The organism is uncultured Clostridium sp. (assembly GCF_947039605.1).
Taxonomy (GTDB): domain Bacteria; phylum Bacillota; class Clostridia; order Clostridiales; family Clostridiaceae; genus Sarcina.
This window is the reverse complement of sequence record NZ_CAMQZG010000002.1, coordinates 74744-90607: the sequence shown is the minus strand read 5'-3', so window position 1 is coordinate 90607 and position 15864 is coordinate 74744. Positions and strand designations below refer to the sequence as shown.

At 30.6% G+C, this 15864-nt stretch carries 11 protein-coding genes; all 11 read right to left on the bottom strand.

Annotation, left to right across the window (positions count from 1 at the left end; translation table 11 throughout):
* Nucleotides 1-65: 65 nt before the first annotated feature.
* Complete coding sequence (locus Q0V24_RS01820) at nucleotides 66-1514, bottom strand: ribonuclease E/G (protein ID WP_297518099.1); 1449 nt, start codon at nucleotides 1512-1514, stop codon at nucleotides 66-68.
* A gap of 8 nt (nucleotides 1515-1522) precedes the next feature.
* Nucleotides 1523-2227 carry a TIGR03936 family radical SAM-associated protein gene (locus Q0V24_RS01815; RefSeq protein WP_297518096.1) on the bottom strand — a complete coding sequence of 235 codons (705 nt, stop codon included), beginning with the start codon at nucleotides 2225-2227 and terminating at the stop codon, nucleotides 1523-1525.
* Nucleotides 2211-4064 (bottom strand): TIGR03960 family B12-binding radical SAM protein, encoded by a 1854-nt coding sequence (locus Q0V24_RS01810; protein ID WP_297518095.1) that lies wholly within the window; start codon nucleotides 4062-4064, stop codon nucleotides 2211-2213. Before Q0V24_RS01810 ends, Q0V24_RS01815 begins: the two co-directional genes overlap by 17 nt.
* 111 nt (nucleotides 4065-4175) lie before the next feature.
* A complete protein-coding gene (locus tag Q0V24_RS01805; protein ID WP_297518092.1) occupies nucleotides 4176-4985 on the bottom strand; it encodes a site-2 protease family protein in 810 nt (269 codons plus the stop codon).
* A 47-nt stretch (nucleotides 4986-5032) separates the two neighbouring features.
* Nucleotides 5033-5842: a M23 family metallopeptidase gene (locus Q0V24_RS01800; RefSeq protein WP_297518089.1), complete on the bottom strand. Its 810-nt coding sequence runs from the start codon at nucleotides 5840-5842 to the stop codon at nucleotides 5033-5035.
* A 158-nt stretch (nucleotides 5843-6000) separates the two neighbouring features.
* A complete protein-coding gene (rodA, locus tag Q0V24_RS01795) occupies nucleotides 6001-7125 on the bottom strand; it encodes a rod shape-determining protein RodA (protein WP_297518086.1) in 1125 nt (374 codons plus the stop codon).
* Between the two features lie 99 nt (nucleotides 7126-7224).
* Nucleotides 7225-7494, bottom strand: coding sequence for a cell division topological specificity factor MinE (gene minE, locus Q0V24_RS01790; RefSeq protein WP_297518083.1), 270 nt, complete (start codon nucleotides 7492-7494; stop codon nucleotides 7225-7227).
* 6 nt (nucleotides 7495-7500) lie between these two features.
* Nucleotides 7501-8298, bottom strand: coding sequence for a septum site-determining protein MinD (gene minD / locus Q0V24_RS01785; protein ID WP_297518080.1), 798 nt, complete (start codon nucleotides 8296-8298; stop codon nucleotides 7501-7503).
* 16 nt (nucleotides 8299-8314) lie between these two features.
* Nucleotides 8315-8953: a septum site-determining protein MinC gene (minC, locus tag Q0V24_RS01780; RefSeq protein WP_297518077.1), complete on the bottom strand. Its 639-nt coding sequence runs from the start codon at nucleotides 8951-8953 to the stop codon at nucleotides 8315-8317.
* Between the two features lie 327 nt (nucleotides 8954-9280).
* Complete coding sequence (locus Q0V24_RS01775; protein ID WP_297518074.1) at nucleotides 9281-12337, bottom strand: penicillin-binding transpeptidase domain-containing protein; 3057 nt, start codon at nucleotides 12335-12337, stop codon at nucleotides 9281-9283.
* A gap of 174 nt (nucleotides 12338-12511) precedes the next feature.
* On the bottom strand, nucleotides 12512-15574 hold the full coding sequence (locus Q0V24_RS01770) for a penicillin-binding transpeptidase domain-containing protein (protein ID WP_297518071.1): 3063 nt from the start codon (nucleotides 15572-15574) through the stop codon (nucleotides 12512-12514).
* Between the last annotated feature and the right edge of the window lie 290 nt (nucleotides 15575-15864).

The following is a 15864-nucleotide window of genomic DNA, read 5'->3' as shown; positions in this document are numbered from 1 at the left end:
CACCTATTCGTGAGCGGTTTACAAGAGAAATTCTATCACAATTGCTACCCCTTGTAAAGCAAATTCTAATATTTTTCGATATTCTTTACCAAGAAATCTTTAACATTTTCAATTTGATTTTTAAATATTAAAGGTTCAATTTTATAAAACTCCTCAAACTCTTCAAAAGTAAGATAAATATTAAGGTCTAAAGCTTTAATTTCCTTTAAGAATCTAAAGATATCGCCCCTAACATCCTTTTCATATATTTTATTTAAAGTTATATGGAAATCTTTGATATTATTTTCTAAATCCCATCTTAAAATCTCATTTTTTAAAAGAAGATATATATATGATAATTTTAATACCATACCTTGCCCTTTGCATCTATAACAGTCTTCCTCTATAAAATCATATATACTTTTACCTCTTCTAGCTCTAGCTATTTGAACAAGTCCTAACTCTGTAAAATCATATACTTGTGATTTTAGTTTATCTTTTCCAAGCTCTTTTCTTAGTATATTAACAACCTTTTCTTTAGCTAAATCATTGTAACTCTCTATAAAATCTATAACAATTATTCCGCTAATATTTCTAAGTTTTATTTGCTTTACTATCTCTTTTGCAGCTTCTATATTAGTTATATCAGCTATTGTATTATCATTTGAATTTGACCCATTATTCTTTGCTGAGTTAATATCAATTGTATACATTGCTTCCGTTTTTTCTATAACTATATTTCCACCACATTTTAAATTAACTTTATTATTTCTTAAACTAAGTATGGCCTTCTCAATTCCATGATATGCAAATAATGTAATTACTTCATTATGTAATTCTAACTTAATTTCACTCTCACCAAACGTTGCTTTCATAAGTTCAAAATCATCTTTATTATCCAAAACTATTTTTGTTGTTTCCTCAGTTATAAAATCTTTTTCAATTCTATTCATAAGGCTATTATTATCATAAAGCTTTCCTTGCTTTAATTCATATTTGCACTTTTGAACTACAGTTTTATAAACTTCATAAAGTTCTTTAAACTCTTTTTGAATTTCATATATCCCAGCTTTTTCAGCCTTAGTTCTTATAGTTAACCCAATTTCATCTGGTTTTTCTAATAATGATTTAATCTCTTTTTCAAAGCCTCTATTTTTTATCTTTCTAGATACACTTAAAGCCTTATGCTTAGTTTCTATAACTAAATAATTACCAGCAATTGAATATGCACTTGTAACTTTAGCTGCTTTTTTACCAATCTCTTCTTTTAAAATTTCTACTACAAGTTCTGTTCCTACTTTTAAAGTATCACACATTTTTTTATCTAAAGACATATAAGCATCTTTTTCATACCCAATATCTATAAACGCTGCATTAATACTTGGCACAAGTCTTTTAACTTTACCTTTATATAACTCACCTGCTATAGGTTCATTACTTTCTTCTTCTATGTAGCACTCTGTAAGTTCTCTATTATCTTTTATAGCTACTCTTAATATATTTTCTCTTCGTTCTATAAATATTTCTCTCATCATTTCGCCTTCTATTCTATATATTTATATAAAGGTACTAATACCTCGTCTTTATATCCAAGCATCTCTGTTCTTTTTATATCAATAAAAGCATCTTCTACTGCATTCCTTGTATTCTTCCTTACAAAATCAGCTAATAGTGATGGTGAAAGTGTTTCTCTACTTCCACAACAGATAAGCGTATCTATAACTAAAGTTTTATCCTCTATTCTGTATGAAAATTCTTTTATAAATGGTTTTATATCTGTAAGTTTCTCACTTCTTTTTGTCTTTTTCATAGTATTATACTCTAGCATCTCATCTAATAATCTCATATCTTCATCAATATCTTTTGTATCTTCATACCTTATTTTTGTAATATAAGTTGCTGCATCTAAAAGAGCCATTGCCGGAGGTAATCTTCTAACATCCATTATAACAGGACTCTTAGATGCCTCTAAAAACTTAATATCTCTTGCTGAATTCTCATTAAGTTTCTCTAATACATAATCACACTCTAAATCTTCATGAAGATATAAATCAGCATAATCACCATCTGAATAAACTCCAACAGAAAGTGGTAATGCTATGACAAATGCCATATGAGGGTTAAATCCCTCTGAATATTCTACAGGAAGTTCTGCTCTTCTACCTATCTTTTGAACTGTTCTAAGTAAGTCAAGGTGTGAGATAAACTTTAAACCTTCACCTTTAGTAAATTTAATTAAGTATCGCACCCTCGAAACACTTCCCTTCTTTAAAGTTTACATTTATTCCACAGCCAGTACAGCCTTCTCTACAATTCTTTGTTAAGCTTGCTGTCTTAGCTTTTTCATTCTCTTTAATTAAATAACTTCTATTAACTCCAATATCTATAAAGTCCCAAGGTAATATCTCTTCATATGTTCTATCTCTAAATACATAAAAATCAATATCTATTCCAAGTTCTTCTATAACTTCTATCCATAATTTATAACTAAAGAATTCACTCCATCCATCAAATTTAGCACCTTTTTCATATGCTCTAAATAAAACATCACAGATTCTTCTATCACCTCTAGCAAATATAGCTTCTATTAGTGATGTAGTTTGTGAATGATAATTATATTTTATAGCCTTAGTTTTAAGAGCACCTTTTACAGCTTTAATCTTATCAATAACCATTTCTTTTCTCTCCATAGGAGCCCATTGGAATGGTGTAAAAGGTTTTGGTATAAGTATAGATGTACTTAAATTAATTTTTAATCCTTTATTTCTCTTTTCCTTATCTAATCCATAGAACTGTGCTGCAATCTTCTCTGTAAGTTTCCCAACAGCCTCTGCATCCTCAATATTTTCATAAGGTACTCCAAGTATAAAATAAAGTTTTAATGTACTCCAACCATACTCAAACGCATTTCTAGCTGCTTCTAATATTTTTTCTTCTGTTAACCCCTTATTTATAACATCTCTCATTCTTTGAGAACCTGCTTCTGGTGCAAAAGTTAAACCTGTTTTCTTAACTTTTTGTATCTCTCTTAAAAGGTCCACAGAAAAAGCATCAACCCTAATTGATGGCAATCCTATACTTGTTTTAGTATCACTATGTTCTGCAATAAGTTCTGTTACAAGTGCTTGAATATCTGAATAATCACATGTACTAAGTGATACAAGTGAAATGTCATTATACCCCGTAGCTTTAAGCATAGTTCTAGCTTGTTTTATTAGTGTAGCTCTTGTTTTCTCTCTAACAGGTCTATAAATCATTCCTGCCTGACAGAATCTACAACCATTTGTACACCCTCTAAACAATTCTAAAACTACTCTATCATGTACTATTTCACTATATGGAACTACTAACTTATCTGGAAATGGTACTTTATCTAAATCCGTTACTATTCTCTTTTTAACTCTTGCTGGAACATCATCATATTTAGGTTTGAATTCTTTAATTGTTCCGTCTTCATTATAATCAACCTCATAAAGTGAAGGAACATAAATCCCTTGTATTTGTGAAGCCTTTCTTAAATAATCTTCTCTATTAAAGTTATCTTTCATGCTCATATAAAGGTCAAGCAGGTCATTTATAGCCTCTTCACCCTCACCAAGTTGAATAATATCAAACACATCATAAATTGGCTCTGGATTGTAAGCACAAGGGCCACCACCCATTATAATAGCATCATCATTCTTTCTCTTTGAAGCTCTTATTGGAATTCCACCCATATCAAGCATGTTAAGTATATTTGTATAACTCATCTCATATTGAAGAGTAAAACCTAAGAAATTAAACTTATCTAATGAATCCTTAGACTCGATTGCATAAAGAGGTATATTGTTCCTTCTCATTCTCATTTCCATATCTGGCCATGGAGCATATACTCTCTCACAATATGTATCTTCTCTTTCATTTAAAGTATGATATAAAATTCTTGAACCAAGGTGTGACATACCAACTTCGTAAACATCTGGGAAGCAGAATGCATAACGCATAGCTACATCCTCTGGATTTTTAATTACTTCATTTAATTCTCCACCTATATATCTTGATGGTTTTTCCACTTTACATAAAATGTCATCTGTTATTCTAACCATTAATGTCCTCCTGCAAACTAAGTTTAAAAGAAAAAAAGAAGCATACTTTATATACTTCTTCTATAATTCATTTAATTGTATCACAAAAATTTATTTTTACCAATTAAAAAGCTATTTCATAACCTTGTCATAGTACTCTTCTAACCCTATATTCCCCTCAGATTTCAGTATCTCAACAACCTCATTTTCCCGAAGTTCATAAAGATATTCCATCTTCTCATTTAGTATATAAAAAGTATTAAACTTATCCCTCTCAACCATACTTAAAAGTGAAAGTAAATCTTCTTTATAATAAACAGAAATATCCTTATTCTCTATAACTTTCTTTTCTTTAAACCTTTTTGTTTTGCTTATTATCTGGTCTAAAACTATATACATGGTCCTTTCTTTTGTAGTATAGCTTGTATAAATCATAAAAATTCCAACTATAAATAAGTTTATACTCGCTAGATTTACAAATAACATAAGTGCACCTGTAATTGCAACTATAGTTGAGATCACAAGGCTTACTGCTAGTCCAATTTTATGAGCTGTTTTGTACATATAGAATTTACTTAGTACTGCCCTTAATATCTTTGCTCCATCTAAAGGATGTGCTGGCACAAGATTCATAAAACCTAAAACAAAATTAACCTCATATATGTTCTTAAATAAATTACATTGATATATACAATCTAATATTAGAGCTATTATAGCTGTCAAAATATTAAATATTGGTCCTGCTAAACAAATAAATATTTCATCATTTATTTCTAATCCTTCATAATCTTCAATCTCAAGAGTTGCCCCTAAAGGATGCACCTTAAAATTCACAATACTACTACCAAGTTTTTTTGCAACAAGATAATGCGAAAACTCATGAAGTATTATACATAAAAAAGTTAATATTAATTTCCCCTCTAAGTCTAGTAAGAAAAACACTAAAAATTGTGGTATAATCCATTTACTTATTTTTATACCCCTCACCTCTACTTAATAAAGTCTAAATATTTCCTTGGTGTCACAAAGTTATTATTTTCTTCAATTTTAAAAACAATATCTCGCGCTTCTTTTACCTCTACAATTTTATCACCTTTTTTAATTGCTTGATTCTTTACATAATTAATTTTTGGTAAATTATAATACAAAGTTTTCACACCTGCCCCATGATCTATCTTTAAAAAGAACCCTTCTGCATTTTCTCCTACCTCCTCAATAATTCCAGACTCTGAACTTGCTATTATCTTAAATTTACAAGAAAGTACTAACCCTTCTTCACTTTTAGCCTTTATAGCTATACCATCTAATGCTGTTACAAACTCACTATAACTTTTATCACTTTTAACTCTTTCTACATTTTCATCATCTAAAACAAATGAAGTCGGTTGTGCACTAACAATTTCTTCTGCTTTAGCATCTCTAATCTTTAATGTTTCATCAATTTCATTTTGAACTAATTCTTCACCCTCACTATCCTTGTCTTTATCTATAACTCCTACAATCTTATCTTTATAGTACCCATCAGTTGAAATAACTTTTATTATGTGATTGTATATTTGCTTTCCCTCATCACCTAAAAATTGTTTACACATAAATATTCCTCCAAAAAATAATACTGGAATTGTAGTTGTAATAACTGCAATTTTTATAATTTCTTCTACTGGGTTAATTCTTTTTTTTCTAACTTTTTTTTCATTATAAACATCCTCATTACTAAACTCTGAATTTTCATCAAAGTTATTTTTACCTAAATTTATTTTTTTATAATAATCCTCATATACTTTATCATATTTACCCATTTAACCATCACCTGTTTATCTTTTTTTATTTGCGTACATATTTTCTTTAATTATATATATTTAAATATTTATAGTAATAGAACTATACTCTACAAGTGATGACCTTTAACTCTAGGCAAAAGAAAAAAGGATGTCCACATTGGACATCCCTCTATCTTCTAGAAATTTAATCTATTTTTTCTCATACTAATATTCAGAACCAAACCAAGGGTCATAAGTGTTGTAAGAAGCGAACTTCCTCCATAACTTACCATTGGCAGGGTAATTCCGGTTATAGGCATAAGCCCTATAGTCATTCCTATATTTTGTAATATAGCGAATATAAAATAGGAGGCTATTCCCACACAAATTACCCGTCCGAATACATCTTTTGATTTTCTTGCAGTATCTATTATTCCTGAAATTAATAAGAAGTATAATACAAGCAGTACTATTGCTCCCATTGTTCCCCAGTGCTCACCTATTACAGTAAATATGAAGTCTGTTTGTCTCTCTGGAACAAATTCTGCTGCATATCCTCCACCTTTTACATTCATTTCAGGTCCAATTCCAAAGAACCCTCCTGAACCTATACCAATCATAGATTGGTTAAGCTGAAGATTAATTCCCAGCTCATCCCGTTCGGGATGCATAAATCCTACAAGTCTTGATTTTTGATACTGTTTAATGAAACCTGAGTTCCATACTAATGCTACTGTTACTGCCATTACTGCAAAACCACCAAGTATTACCTTCATGTTTAAGCCCATGCAGAAGTAGATTCCTAGAACCATAAAGAAACAAACTAAGGTCATACCCATATCTGGTTGAACTATTATAAGTGCCATTGGTATACCTGCGTATATTGTAGATCTTATAAAGTTTTTCAAACCATTTATATTCCCATCTGTTTTTTGCAACTGCTTACCAATCATCATTATCATGGCAATTTTTGCTATTTCCGATGGTTGAATACTTACAGGTCCAAGTTCAATCCATCCTCTAGCTCCATTAACAACTGTTCCTATAAATCTTGTTATAAATAACAAGAATATAGAGAACCAATAAAATATTTCAACATAATCGTATATTACTGTGTAATCCCAAACAAGTATAATATACATAACAATAAGTGATATTCCAAAAAATACTCCTTGTTTTAATGCATATTCGAATCCCCACTGATTATATGTAGCAAGGTAAATGTTGAATATTCCAAAGCAAGCTATTAATAGGGCAGTGAAAAGGACTGTTTTATTCATCTCTCTCCATAATCTTGGATCTAGTTTTAATTTTCTAAACATAGATAACCCTCCAAACCTTGTCTTTATCTTCTTAAAGAATCCTACTTGATAATATACATTGATTCTTTAGTTTTTACAAGTTTTTTTTAAAAGGTGATCCTATCTTCCTCTTAAGTTTTTTATAGGAATATTAGCTATTAGAGAGGGTGTTGTTCCCTCAATATCTTCTGACTTAGTAACTGCTATTTCAACATCACTATCATTAATGTCAACATATTTTGCTAATACCTCAAATATTTCGTGCTTTATCTTTTCTAATGTTTCTGGTGACAGTTCACCTCTATCGTGTATCAGTATAAGTTTTAACCTATCCTTTGCTACCTGCTTTGGTGAAGGCCTACTAGTAAAAAATTTAAACAAAGCTGCCATTCCCCCTTACTTCTTCTTAAATAATTTTTTTAATGAACTAAAGAAACCTTCTGGCTCAACCTTCAATTCTAAGAAAGGAACTTTTTCCCCTGTAATTCTTCTTGCTATATTAGTAAATGCTTTTCCAGCTAAAGAATCTTTATTTAAAACTATTGGTTCACCCTTATTTGTTGATACTGTAACACCTTTATCATCTGGAACAACCCCTTGAAGTTCAACTGATAAAACCTCTAATATATCAGGTATATCAAGCATATCACCTCTTCGTGTCATTTCCGGATTCAATCTATTTATTATAACTTTATGATCTTCAAGACCTTTTGCATCAAGTTTTCCAATAACCCTATCTGCATCTCTTACAGAAGTTATTTCTGGATTTACAATAACAACAGCTTTATCAGCCCCTATTACTGCATTTTCAAAACCTTGTTCAATTCCAGCAGGACAATCTATTAAAACATAATCAAACTCTTCTTTAAGTTCTGTTATAAGCCTTAACATTTGATCTGCACTTATATCATCCTTATCTCTTGTTTGAGCTGTTGGTAAAAGACACAGATTTGGGAACCTCTTATCTTTAATTAATGCTTGCTTTGTTCTACATTTATTTTCTAAAATATCCATAATTGTATAAACTATTCTATTCTCAAGACCCATTAAAACATCTAAATTCCTTAATCCTGTATCACCATCAATCACTACTACTTTTTTTCCCAAAGCTGCCAACGCCGTACCAATATTAGCCGTTGTAGTTGTTTTTCCAACTCCACCTTTTCCAGATGTTATTACTATAGATTCTCCCATATTAAAATTACCTCCACTATTTTTTGTATGTATATTTATTTGGAAGATATGGCTCAACAATTATTTCGCCATCCTTCATTTTTGCTACCTCTGGGTAGCTTGGTTTCTCAAAATCATCCGGTGATATTGTCATCACTCTAGCTATTGATAATACTTCTGGTTCAAGTGAAAATGCTGTTATTATAGCTTTTTGATTACCATTATCCCCAGCAAATACTCTACCCTTTATATTTCCAAAGACAGCTATATTACCATCTGCAATCACTTCTGCACCATGATTTACATCACCTATTATTACAATGTTCCCCTGATAGTTAATACTCTGTCCACCTCTAACCGATTTTCTTAAAAATTTTGTTCTTCCCTCATACACTCCTTGAAACAACTTACTTTCTTTTTCTTCTTTATCTACAAACATACAATCTTTTATCATTATCTCATCAAATAAAGAATCTTTAAGCTTTGACATTTGTCTGTCGTTTATATGCTTTAAGTCAGTTGTTATAGTAAGCGTCGCACCTTTATAGAAGCGTTTTCCTACGCTTAGTTTTTCAATAAGCGCTTCTAACATCTCCTCAAAATCTGCAAATTTATCCATATTTATAATAGCATTTATACCATCTTTATTCCCTTTTATCATTATACTCTTTTGCATAACAACTATACCCTCCAACCAAGCATACAAATTTAATCGAAGTTAAAACCAAACTTCTTTTGATTTTAACGCATATATTTATTATATAAGGTATTATCGACTTATTAAAGTCTTTATTTTAACATATTTCAAATATTCAATACATTTTGTCCTATATTACCTTGTTATTTCCATTTTTTCTTATTTTCCACCTAAAAACACTATATTTTTTCTTTATTTTCATAATTATTAAAAAATATAATAAGCTTTTCTAAAATAATACCTGCTCAACAAAACACCACTAAAATCTAAAATTTTAGCGGTGTTAAACTTGTTTTTTAATTAAAACTAATTGTTATTTACTATATTTTCTACCGTTTCTCCCTCTTCAGGTTTAACCTCTATAATTTCTTGCCCTTCTTCTATTACTTCATTTTCTGCCTGTTCAATAAAATCAACTTCTTCATCTCCATCTTCTAGACTTTGATTACTAGCTTTTATATTTTCTGGTTGTAATGAATATGTGTATTCATCTCCATTAGTACCAATTGCTTTATATCCTGGTGCTATTTCTTTAATTTTCTCTCTAAAATAAGTTTCAAAAATAGCTCTTGCAACAATAGATGTATTACCACCACTTATCCCATCATAAATAGTAACAAACACCGCAATTTCAGGCTTGTCTACTGGAGCAAAAGCTACATACGTACCATATGGCTGTCTTCCATACGCTTCCTGATCATCTCTAAGTGTAACTGTCCCTGTTTTACCAGCAGTTTCTATTGGGAAGTTTGCATTTAAAAATGTTCTTCTTCCTGTTCCAATTGAAGAATGGTTTGTCATTCGCATTCCTTCTTTAATTAAAGCTAAAGTACTATCACTAAACTCCATTTGATTTAAAATTGTAGGCTCTATTTCTTTTATAACATCACCTGTTGAAGTTGTAATTTTATCTACCATATTAATATCATATCTTGTCCCACCATTAGCTATAGTAGCTATGGCACTTACCATCTGAAGAGGTGTCACTGTTGTATCTCCTTGCCCTATAGATGCACTTGCCATATTACCTGCATTAACAACTTGGTATTTGATATTAAATTGAATCCAATGCCATATTTCAGTTGAAACAACATCAAAATGTTGCTTTAAATCTGAACTTCTTTTTTTAATATTCTCTTGATATTTAGGTGAATTATCATATATTTTTTTCAATATAGTTTCTATATTAACCTTAAATTCTTTTTCTAAACCAGTTTCTTTCAATGAAGTAATTTTATTAATTTCATCCTGAACAAGTTTTTTAAGCTCATCTTTTGCTTCTTTTAATGATTTCGAATCTTGCTCATTTCTTTCTATATCTACTGATGTGAAAGTTTGTCCTCCACTATTTAAATTTCCTTTTTCAAGACCTGCAACAAGTTCCCACATTGAAAAAGTTTTAAACTTATCTTTTGAACCGTCAAAATTATAAACACTTCCTGTTCGCTCTGCAATTTCAATACCAGTACCCTCTACTGCATTTTTATCACTTGGGTCAATTCCAAGACCTAACTGCCATGAATACTTTGCAATATTATTAAATGCATCGACTGAACCACTATACTTATAATAAAGTTGAACTGCAACCTCATAGAAATATGCATTACATGATTGTGCTAATGCTTCTTTAACACTAACAGTTCCATGGAAAGCATTATCTTTAGGTGTTGCTATTAAACTTTCATACTTTATAAATTGTTTTGCTGAGTTTAAAACTGCTCCATCACTTATTGTGCTTCCAGCATTCATAACACCTTCTTCTAAAGCTACTAAAGCTGTTATAGGCTTAAATGTTGACCCAGGCGGCAGTAGTCCCATAGTCGCATAGTTAAACATTGGTTTTGGATAAATATCATTAGGGTCTTGTCTATTTCCCTCTGAATCTTTTGGGAATAACTCATCTATTGATTTACTAATGCCTGATCTTCTTATATATTCTGCACCAAAAGTATCTAAATCTGGAGCAATAAGATTTTCAGCTACACCTCCATCAATTTTACCTGTTGCAAATATATTAGGGTCATAACTTGGATAACTTGCCATAGCTAAAACATCTCCTGAATTTACATTGATTGCAACAGCAGCACCCCTTGAAGCATTTTTACCTTTGGGTGTAGCCTGTAAATATTCTATTTGTGTTTTTAGCATCTCCTCTGCTGAATATTGTATATCTTTATCAATAGTTAAGTGAATATTATTTCCAGGTGTAGTTTGCATACTATAAAGATCTTCTCTTGGTCTTCCCTCAGCATTAACTTTAACAGTTCTACCACCTTTAGTCCCTTTTAACACAGTCTCATAAGCTGATTCTATTCCTGCCATACCTATAAGATCTGTCGATAAATCATATCCTCTTGCTTCATATTTTTCTTGATTAGCACCTGGTATTGCTCCCATATATCCAAGAAAATTTGCTCCAAGCTCATTATATGGATAATGTCTTATCGGCTCAAGTGCCACATCAATACCAACTAAACTATTTAACTTTTGATATAAAATAAAAGCTGTATCCTTACTAACTGTTGGTGATATTGTAACTGGCTTAAACCCTGAAAAACTCTGCATTTCTACCGCATCTTTAATAACCATAAACTGTCTAATTTGTGCAAGAGTCTTTTCTTTTACTAAATCTATTGTTACTCTTTTTCCTCTTGCTATTTTCGCATAAAAACCTTCATCCGCATTATTATATCTTTCTTTAATAGATTTTCTAAGGCTTTTATCCTCAGTACTTGATAAATCAAGACTTCTATCTTTATATTCTGTTAAAAGTTCTTCCATTTCATACTTATTAATTAAATAATAAAACATTTGTTCTGATGTTATTTTAAATAATTCTGTTTCTATCTCCTCTATCTGTGCATCTGTAAGGTCTGTATTCTGTTTAGGGTAAAGCTCATTTTGTATTTCATCAAATATACCTTTATCTTTTTTGAATCTTAATTCTGCCGCTTTATTATTTGCTTCATTCTCAAATCCAAAATCAAATATTATGTTACCAGCATCATCAATATTTAAATCAAATTTATCAATGATCTCTTCATCATTTTCATTCATGATATTTAAAAATATTTCCATACTTCTATAAAATGCTTCTTTTGAAGCTTCAGTTTCTGTAAATGTAGCTATATATGTCTGTTTGTTTGTAGCTAAAATTGTTCCGTTTACATCATAAATATTACCTCTTGGTGCTTTCTCTGCTACAAATCTCATAGATCTTGTATCTGCCTTTTCTCTAAAATCTTCATATCTAAACACTTGAAGATATGTAAGTCTAAAAACTATTATTGTAAATAATCCTGCAACGATTCCCTTTAGTATAGTGAACCTTGTTAAATTATTTTTCTTCTTATTGATTGCCAATATTTCATCCCCCTAACTTTTATAGCTACAACTAATTCATTACCTATATTATATATGTACTTTTTCAATATTTCTCTTTTGTTTAAAAAAATACACAGAAAGTTAAAAGACTACCAAGTTTTGTTACCAAAACTTGATAGTCTCTTAATATTTATATATATTTATATATATTTTTTAATCATTTCCACTCTTTGAAAGCCCTTTCATAGCTGAAGCAGTTTTAGTTCCAACTGCTGAAGTATTATTACCTTTAATAGGATCACTGTTAATTGTAGTACTTGTTGATTGTACTTGAGTATTATCAGTAATGCTTGGTAATGGTGGATTTAAACTATAAGTATATTGTGCTCCATCATTCCAGAATATTGGGTATGCTCCATTAGTATAAGCTTTATATTTAGGATCTGTCTTTTTGATTTGATCTCTAAAGTATGTTTCATACATAGCTCTTGCTACCGGTGCTCCAATATCTCCATGAAGACCATTGTATATAATTACTGCAATTGCAATTTGAGGGTTTTTTACTGGTGCATATGATATATATACCCCCCAAGCTGCTCTACCAACAGTATGCTCATTCGCCATCAATGATGCTGTACCTGTTTTACCAGCTGTTGGAATTGGGAAATCTCTAAACCCATAACCAAAATCAACATCTGCAGTTCCTTTGATTTGATTGTTAACTGCCCACATACCTCTTTTAATCATATCATAATCAGATTGTGGTAAATTAACTTTATCTAAAACTGTTGGTTTAGTTTGTTCAATAACTTGTCCTGTAGGTGAAGTTATTTTATTTACAAGATTTAATTTATATCTTGTCCCACCATTCGCTATTGTTGAAACATAACCCGCTATTTGAACCGGAGTAAACTCACTTAATCCCTGTCCAATAGCTGCATATCCAAGCTGTGCTGGTGTTGTAATAGTAGTATACATTGTATATACTATCCAGTCATTTACAGCTTGCGCAGTAGCTTTTAAATCATCCTCTACTGTAAGTTTTGGATTATGTCTAATCATAGCTGCCACTGAAGCTTGTGCTTTTGGTGAAACTTTATAAAAAGCATCTAATTCTTTTGTAAGATTATTTACAAAAGCAACTTGATTTGCATTACTTCTTATATTTGCAAATCCAATCTCTTCTAATTGATTCGTTATAACATTCATAACATTTGTTTTAGCTGTTACTAACTCTTTTGAATCACTTGAAGTATTTTCAATATTTAAAGGTGCGAATGCTAAATTTACAGCTGGGAATTGTCCTTTTTGTAAATTCTTAACAAGCGTCCATCTTGAATAGAATATTGAATTTTTCTTAAAATCACTAAAGTTATAAGTATTACCAAAATTTTCTGGAAGTGGTATTCCAGTTCCTTTTGTCTGACTACTTCCTGGCATTGTTCCAAGTCCATATTTAGCTGCATATTCTGCTAAGACATTAAGACCTGATACAGATTGATTATATTTATAATACATTTTAGCTGCCATATTGAAGAAGTAAGTATCACTTGAGACCTCTATAGATTTCCATAAATTATCTACTCCATTATTCTCCCAGTCTTTTGGAAGATCTGCACCAAATATATTTGGTTTTGCATCATAATAAGTTGAGTTTGGACCACCAGAATCTGAAATAGTATAAGTAGCATTTGTTACCCCAGTTTCTAAAGCTGCAGTAGCAGTAGCAATTTTAAATGTTGATCCTGGAGGTACAAGCCCCATAGTTGCATAGTTAAATAAAGGTTTTGGAAGTACACTATATAAATCTTCTCTTCCTCCATTAGGTTGTATTGGGAACATTTGATTTAATGTTTTGTGTAGCCCTGCCTCATTAATAAATTGTTGTCCAAGTTTTGCAACATCAGGGTTGAAGTATTGGTTAAATACTTTTTGACTTATTTTTCCTGTAGCAAAATCATTTGGATTATACCCTGGTAAACTTGCCATAGCAAGAATATTACCATTATTAGGGTCCACAGCTACAACTGCTCCCATTTTAGCATCTTCACCATATTGTGCTTGATGCTGAAGATATTGCATTTGAGTTTCTAATGCTTTTGTAGCAGTATACTCTAAATTTGAGTTAATAGTTGTATATACATTATCTCCTGGTGTTGCTTGCAATGTATACATATTACCTATCTTTTGCCCTGCTGCATTAACTTTGACCATAGAACCGCCAGTAGTTCCTCTTAATACATTTTGGTAAGCTGATTCAAGTCCTGCAACCCCTATAAGGTCACTTGAAACATTATATCCTTTTTGCTCATATTCTGAAGCTTCTTTTGAAGGTATTTTACCTATATACCCAATAATATGTGAAGCAAGTGTTCCGTAAGGATAATATCTTACCGGAGTTTCTACTACACTTATTCCTGGTAATTGCCCTTGCTGTTGGTCAAATACAAATGCTAAAGTCTTACCTATAGTATTTGCTATTATAACAGGCTTAAATCCTGAATAACTTTGAAGTTTCATTGTATCTTTAACTAACATAAAGTTTCTTATTTCAGTTAAAGAATATTTTTCTAATAATTGCTTTGTTATAGCTTCTCCTGACATCTTCTGCTCAGTCTGCTCAAAAGTCTGTTGCTCTGCCGCAGTCAAAGTTTTTCCCATATTAAGCATATTATATAATCCATATTGTTTTACTAAATCATCAAACGCTTCTGTCGCTGTATAAGTTGCTAGTATTTTATTTACCTGCGCAGTTTGACTTTCGCTAAATGTTCCATTATTTTTGGGGAATAATTCATTTTGTATTGGAGCTTCTAGCGCTCTATTATACATAAATCTTAACTTCAAAGAATCCCAAACTTTTTGATTAGAACTTTCACTCACTGGGAATTTAAAATATAATCCTCCTTGTGAGTTTATTTCTATCGGGAACTTATCCTGAAGTTTAGAAAACTCCTTATTCTGCTTTAAAATATTAAAAACAGAATTTATTGTACTATAAAAGTCCTGCATTCCTGTCTGTGTTTCTGTAAACTCAAGCGTATACTCTTCTTTATTTGTAGCTAATAAGTCTCCATTAGAACTATAAATATTCCCTCTTGGAGCCGGCTCTGGCATAAATCTAGTTGATCTTATATCCGCTTTAGATTCGAAACTCTGATGTTCAAAAACTTGTAGATAAATCAGTCTACATAATATAAGCGTAAATACTAATATAGCAATAGCTATAATAACACTATATCTATCTATGTACTTTCGATTTCGATTGAATCTCATTTAATCACCTATCTTCTTTAAATTCTAACTAAAATAAAACACATTTCTTAATTTTAACTCCCCTTTGAACTCTATCAATAATTAAAATACCCACCTAATATTTTAATTAAAATCATCTACTATTTTAATAATATATAACACTATCTTATTGATTTTATAATTTACACATGCTTAATTATTTAAAATTTATAAACAATGTTATGACATAATTCTTACTTACTAAAAATAAAACAGTGAGGATGCCTAGTATTATGACATCCTCACCATTTATTTTATTTTATTTATTTTAT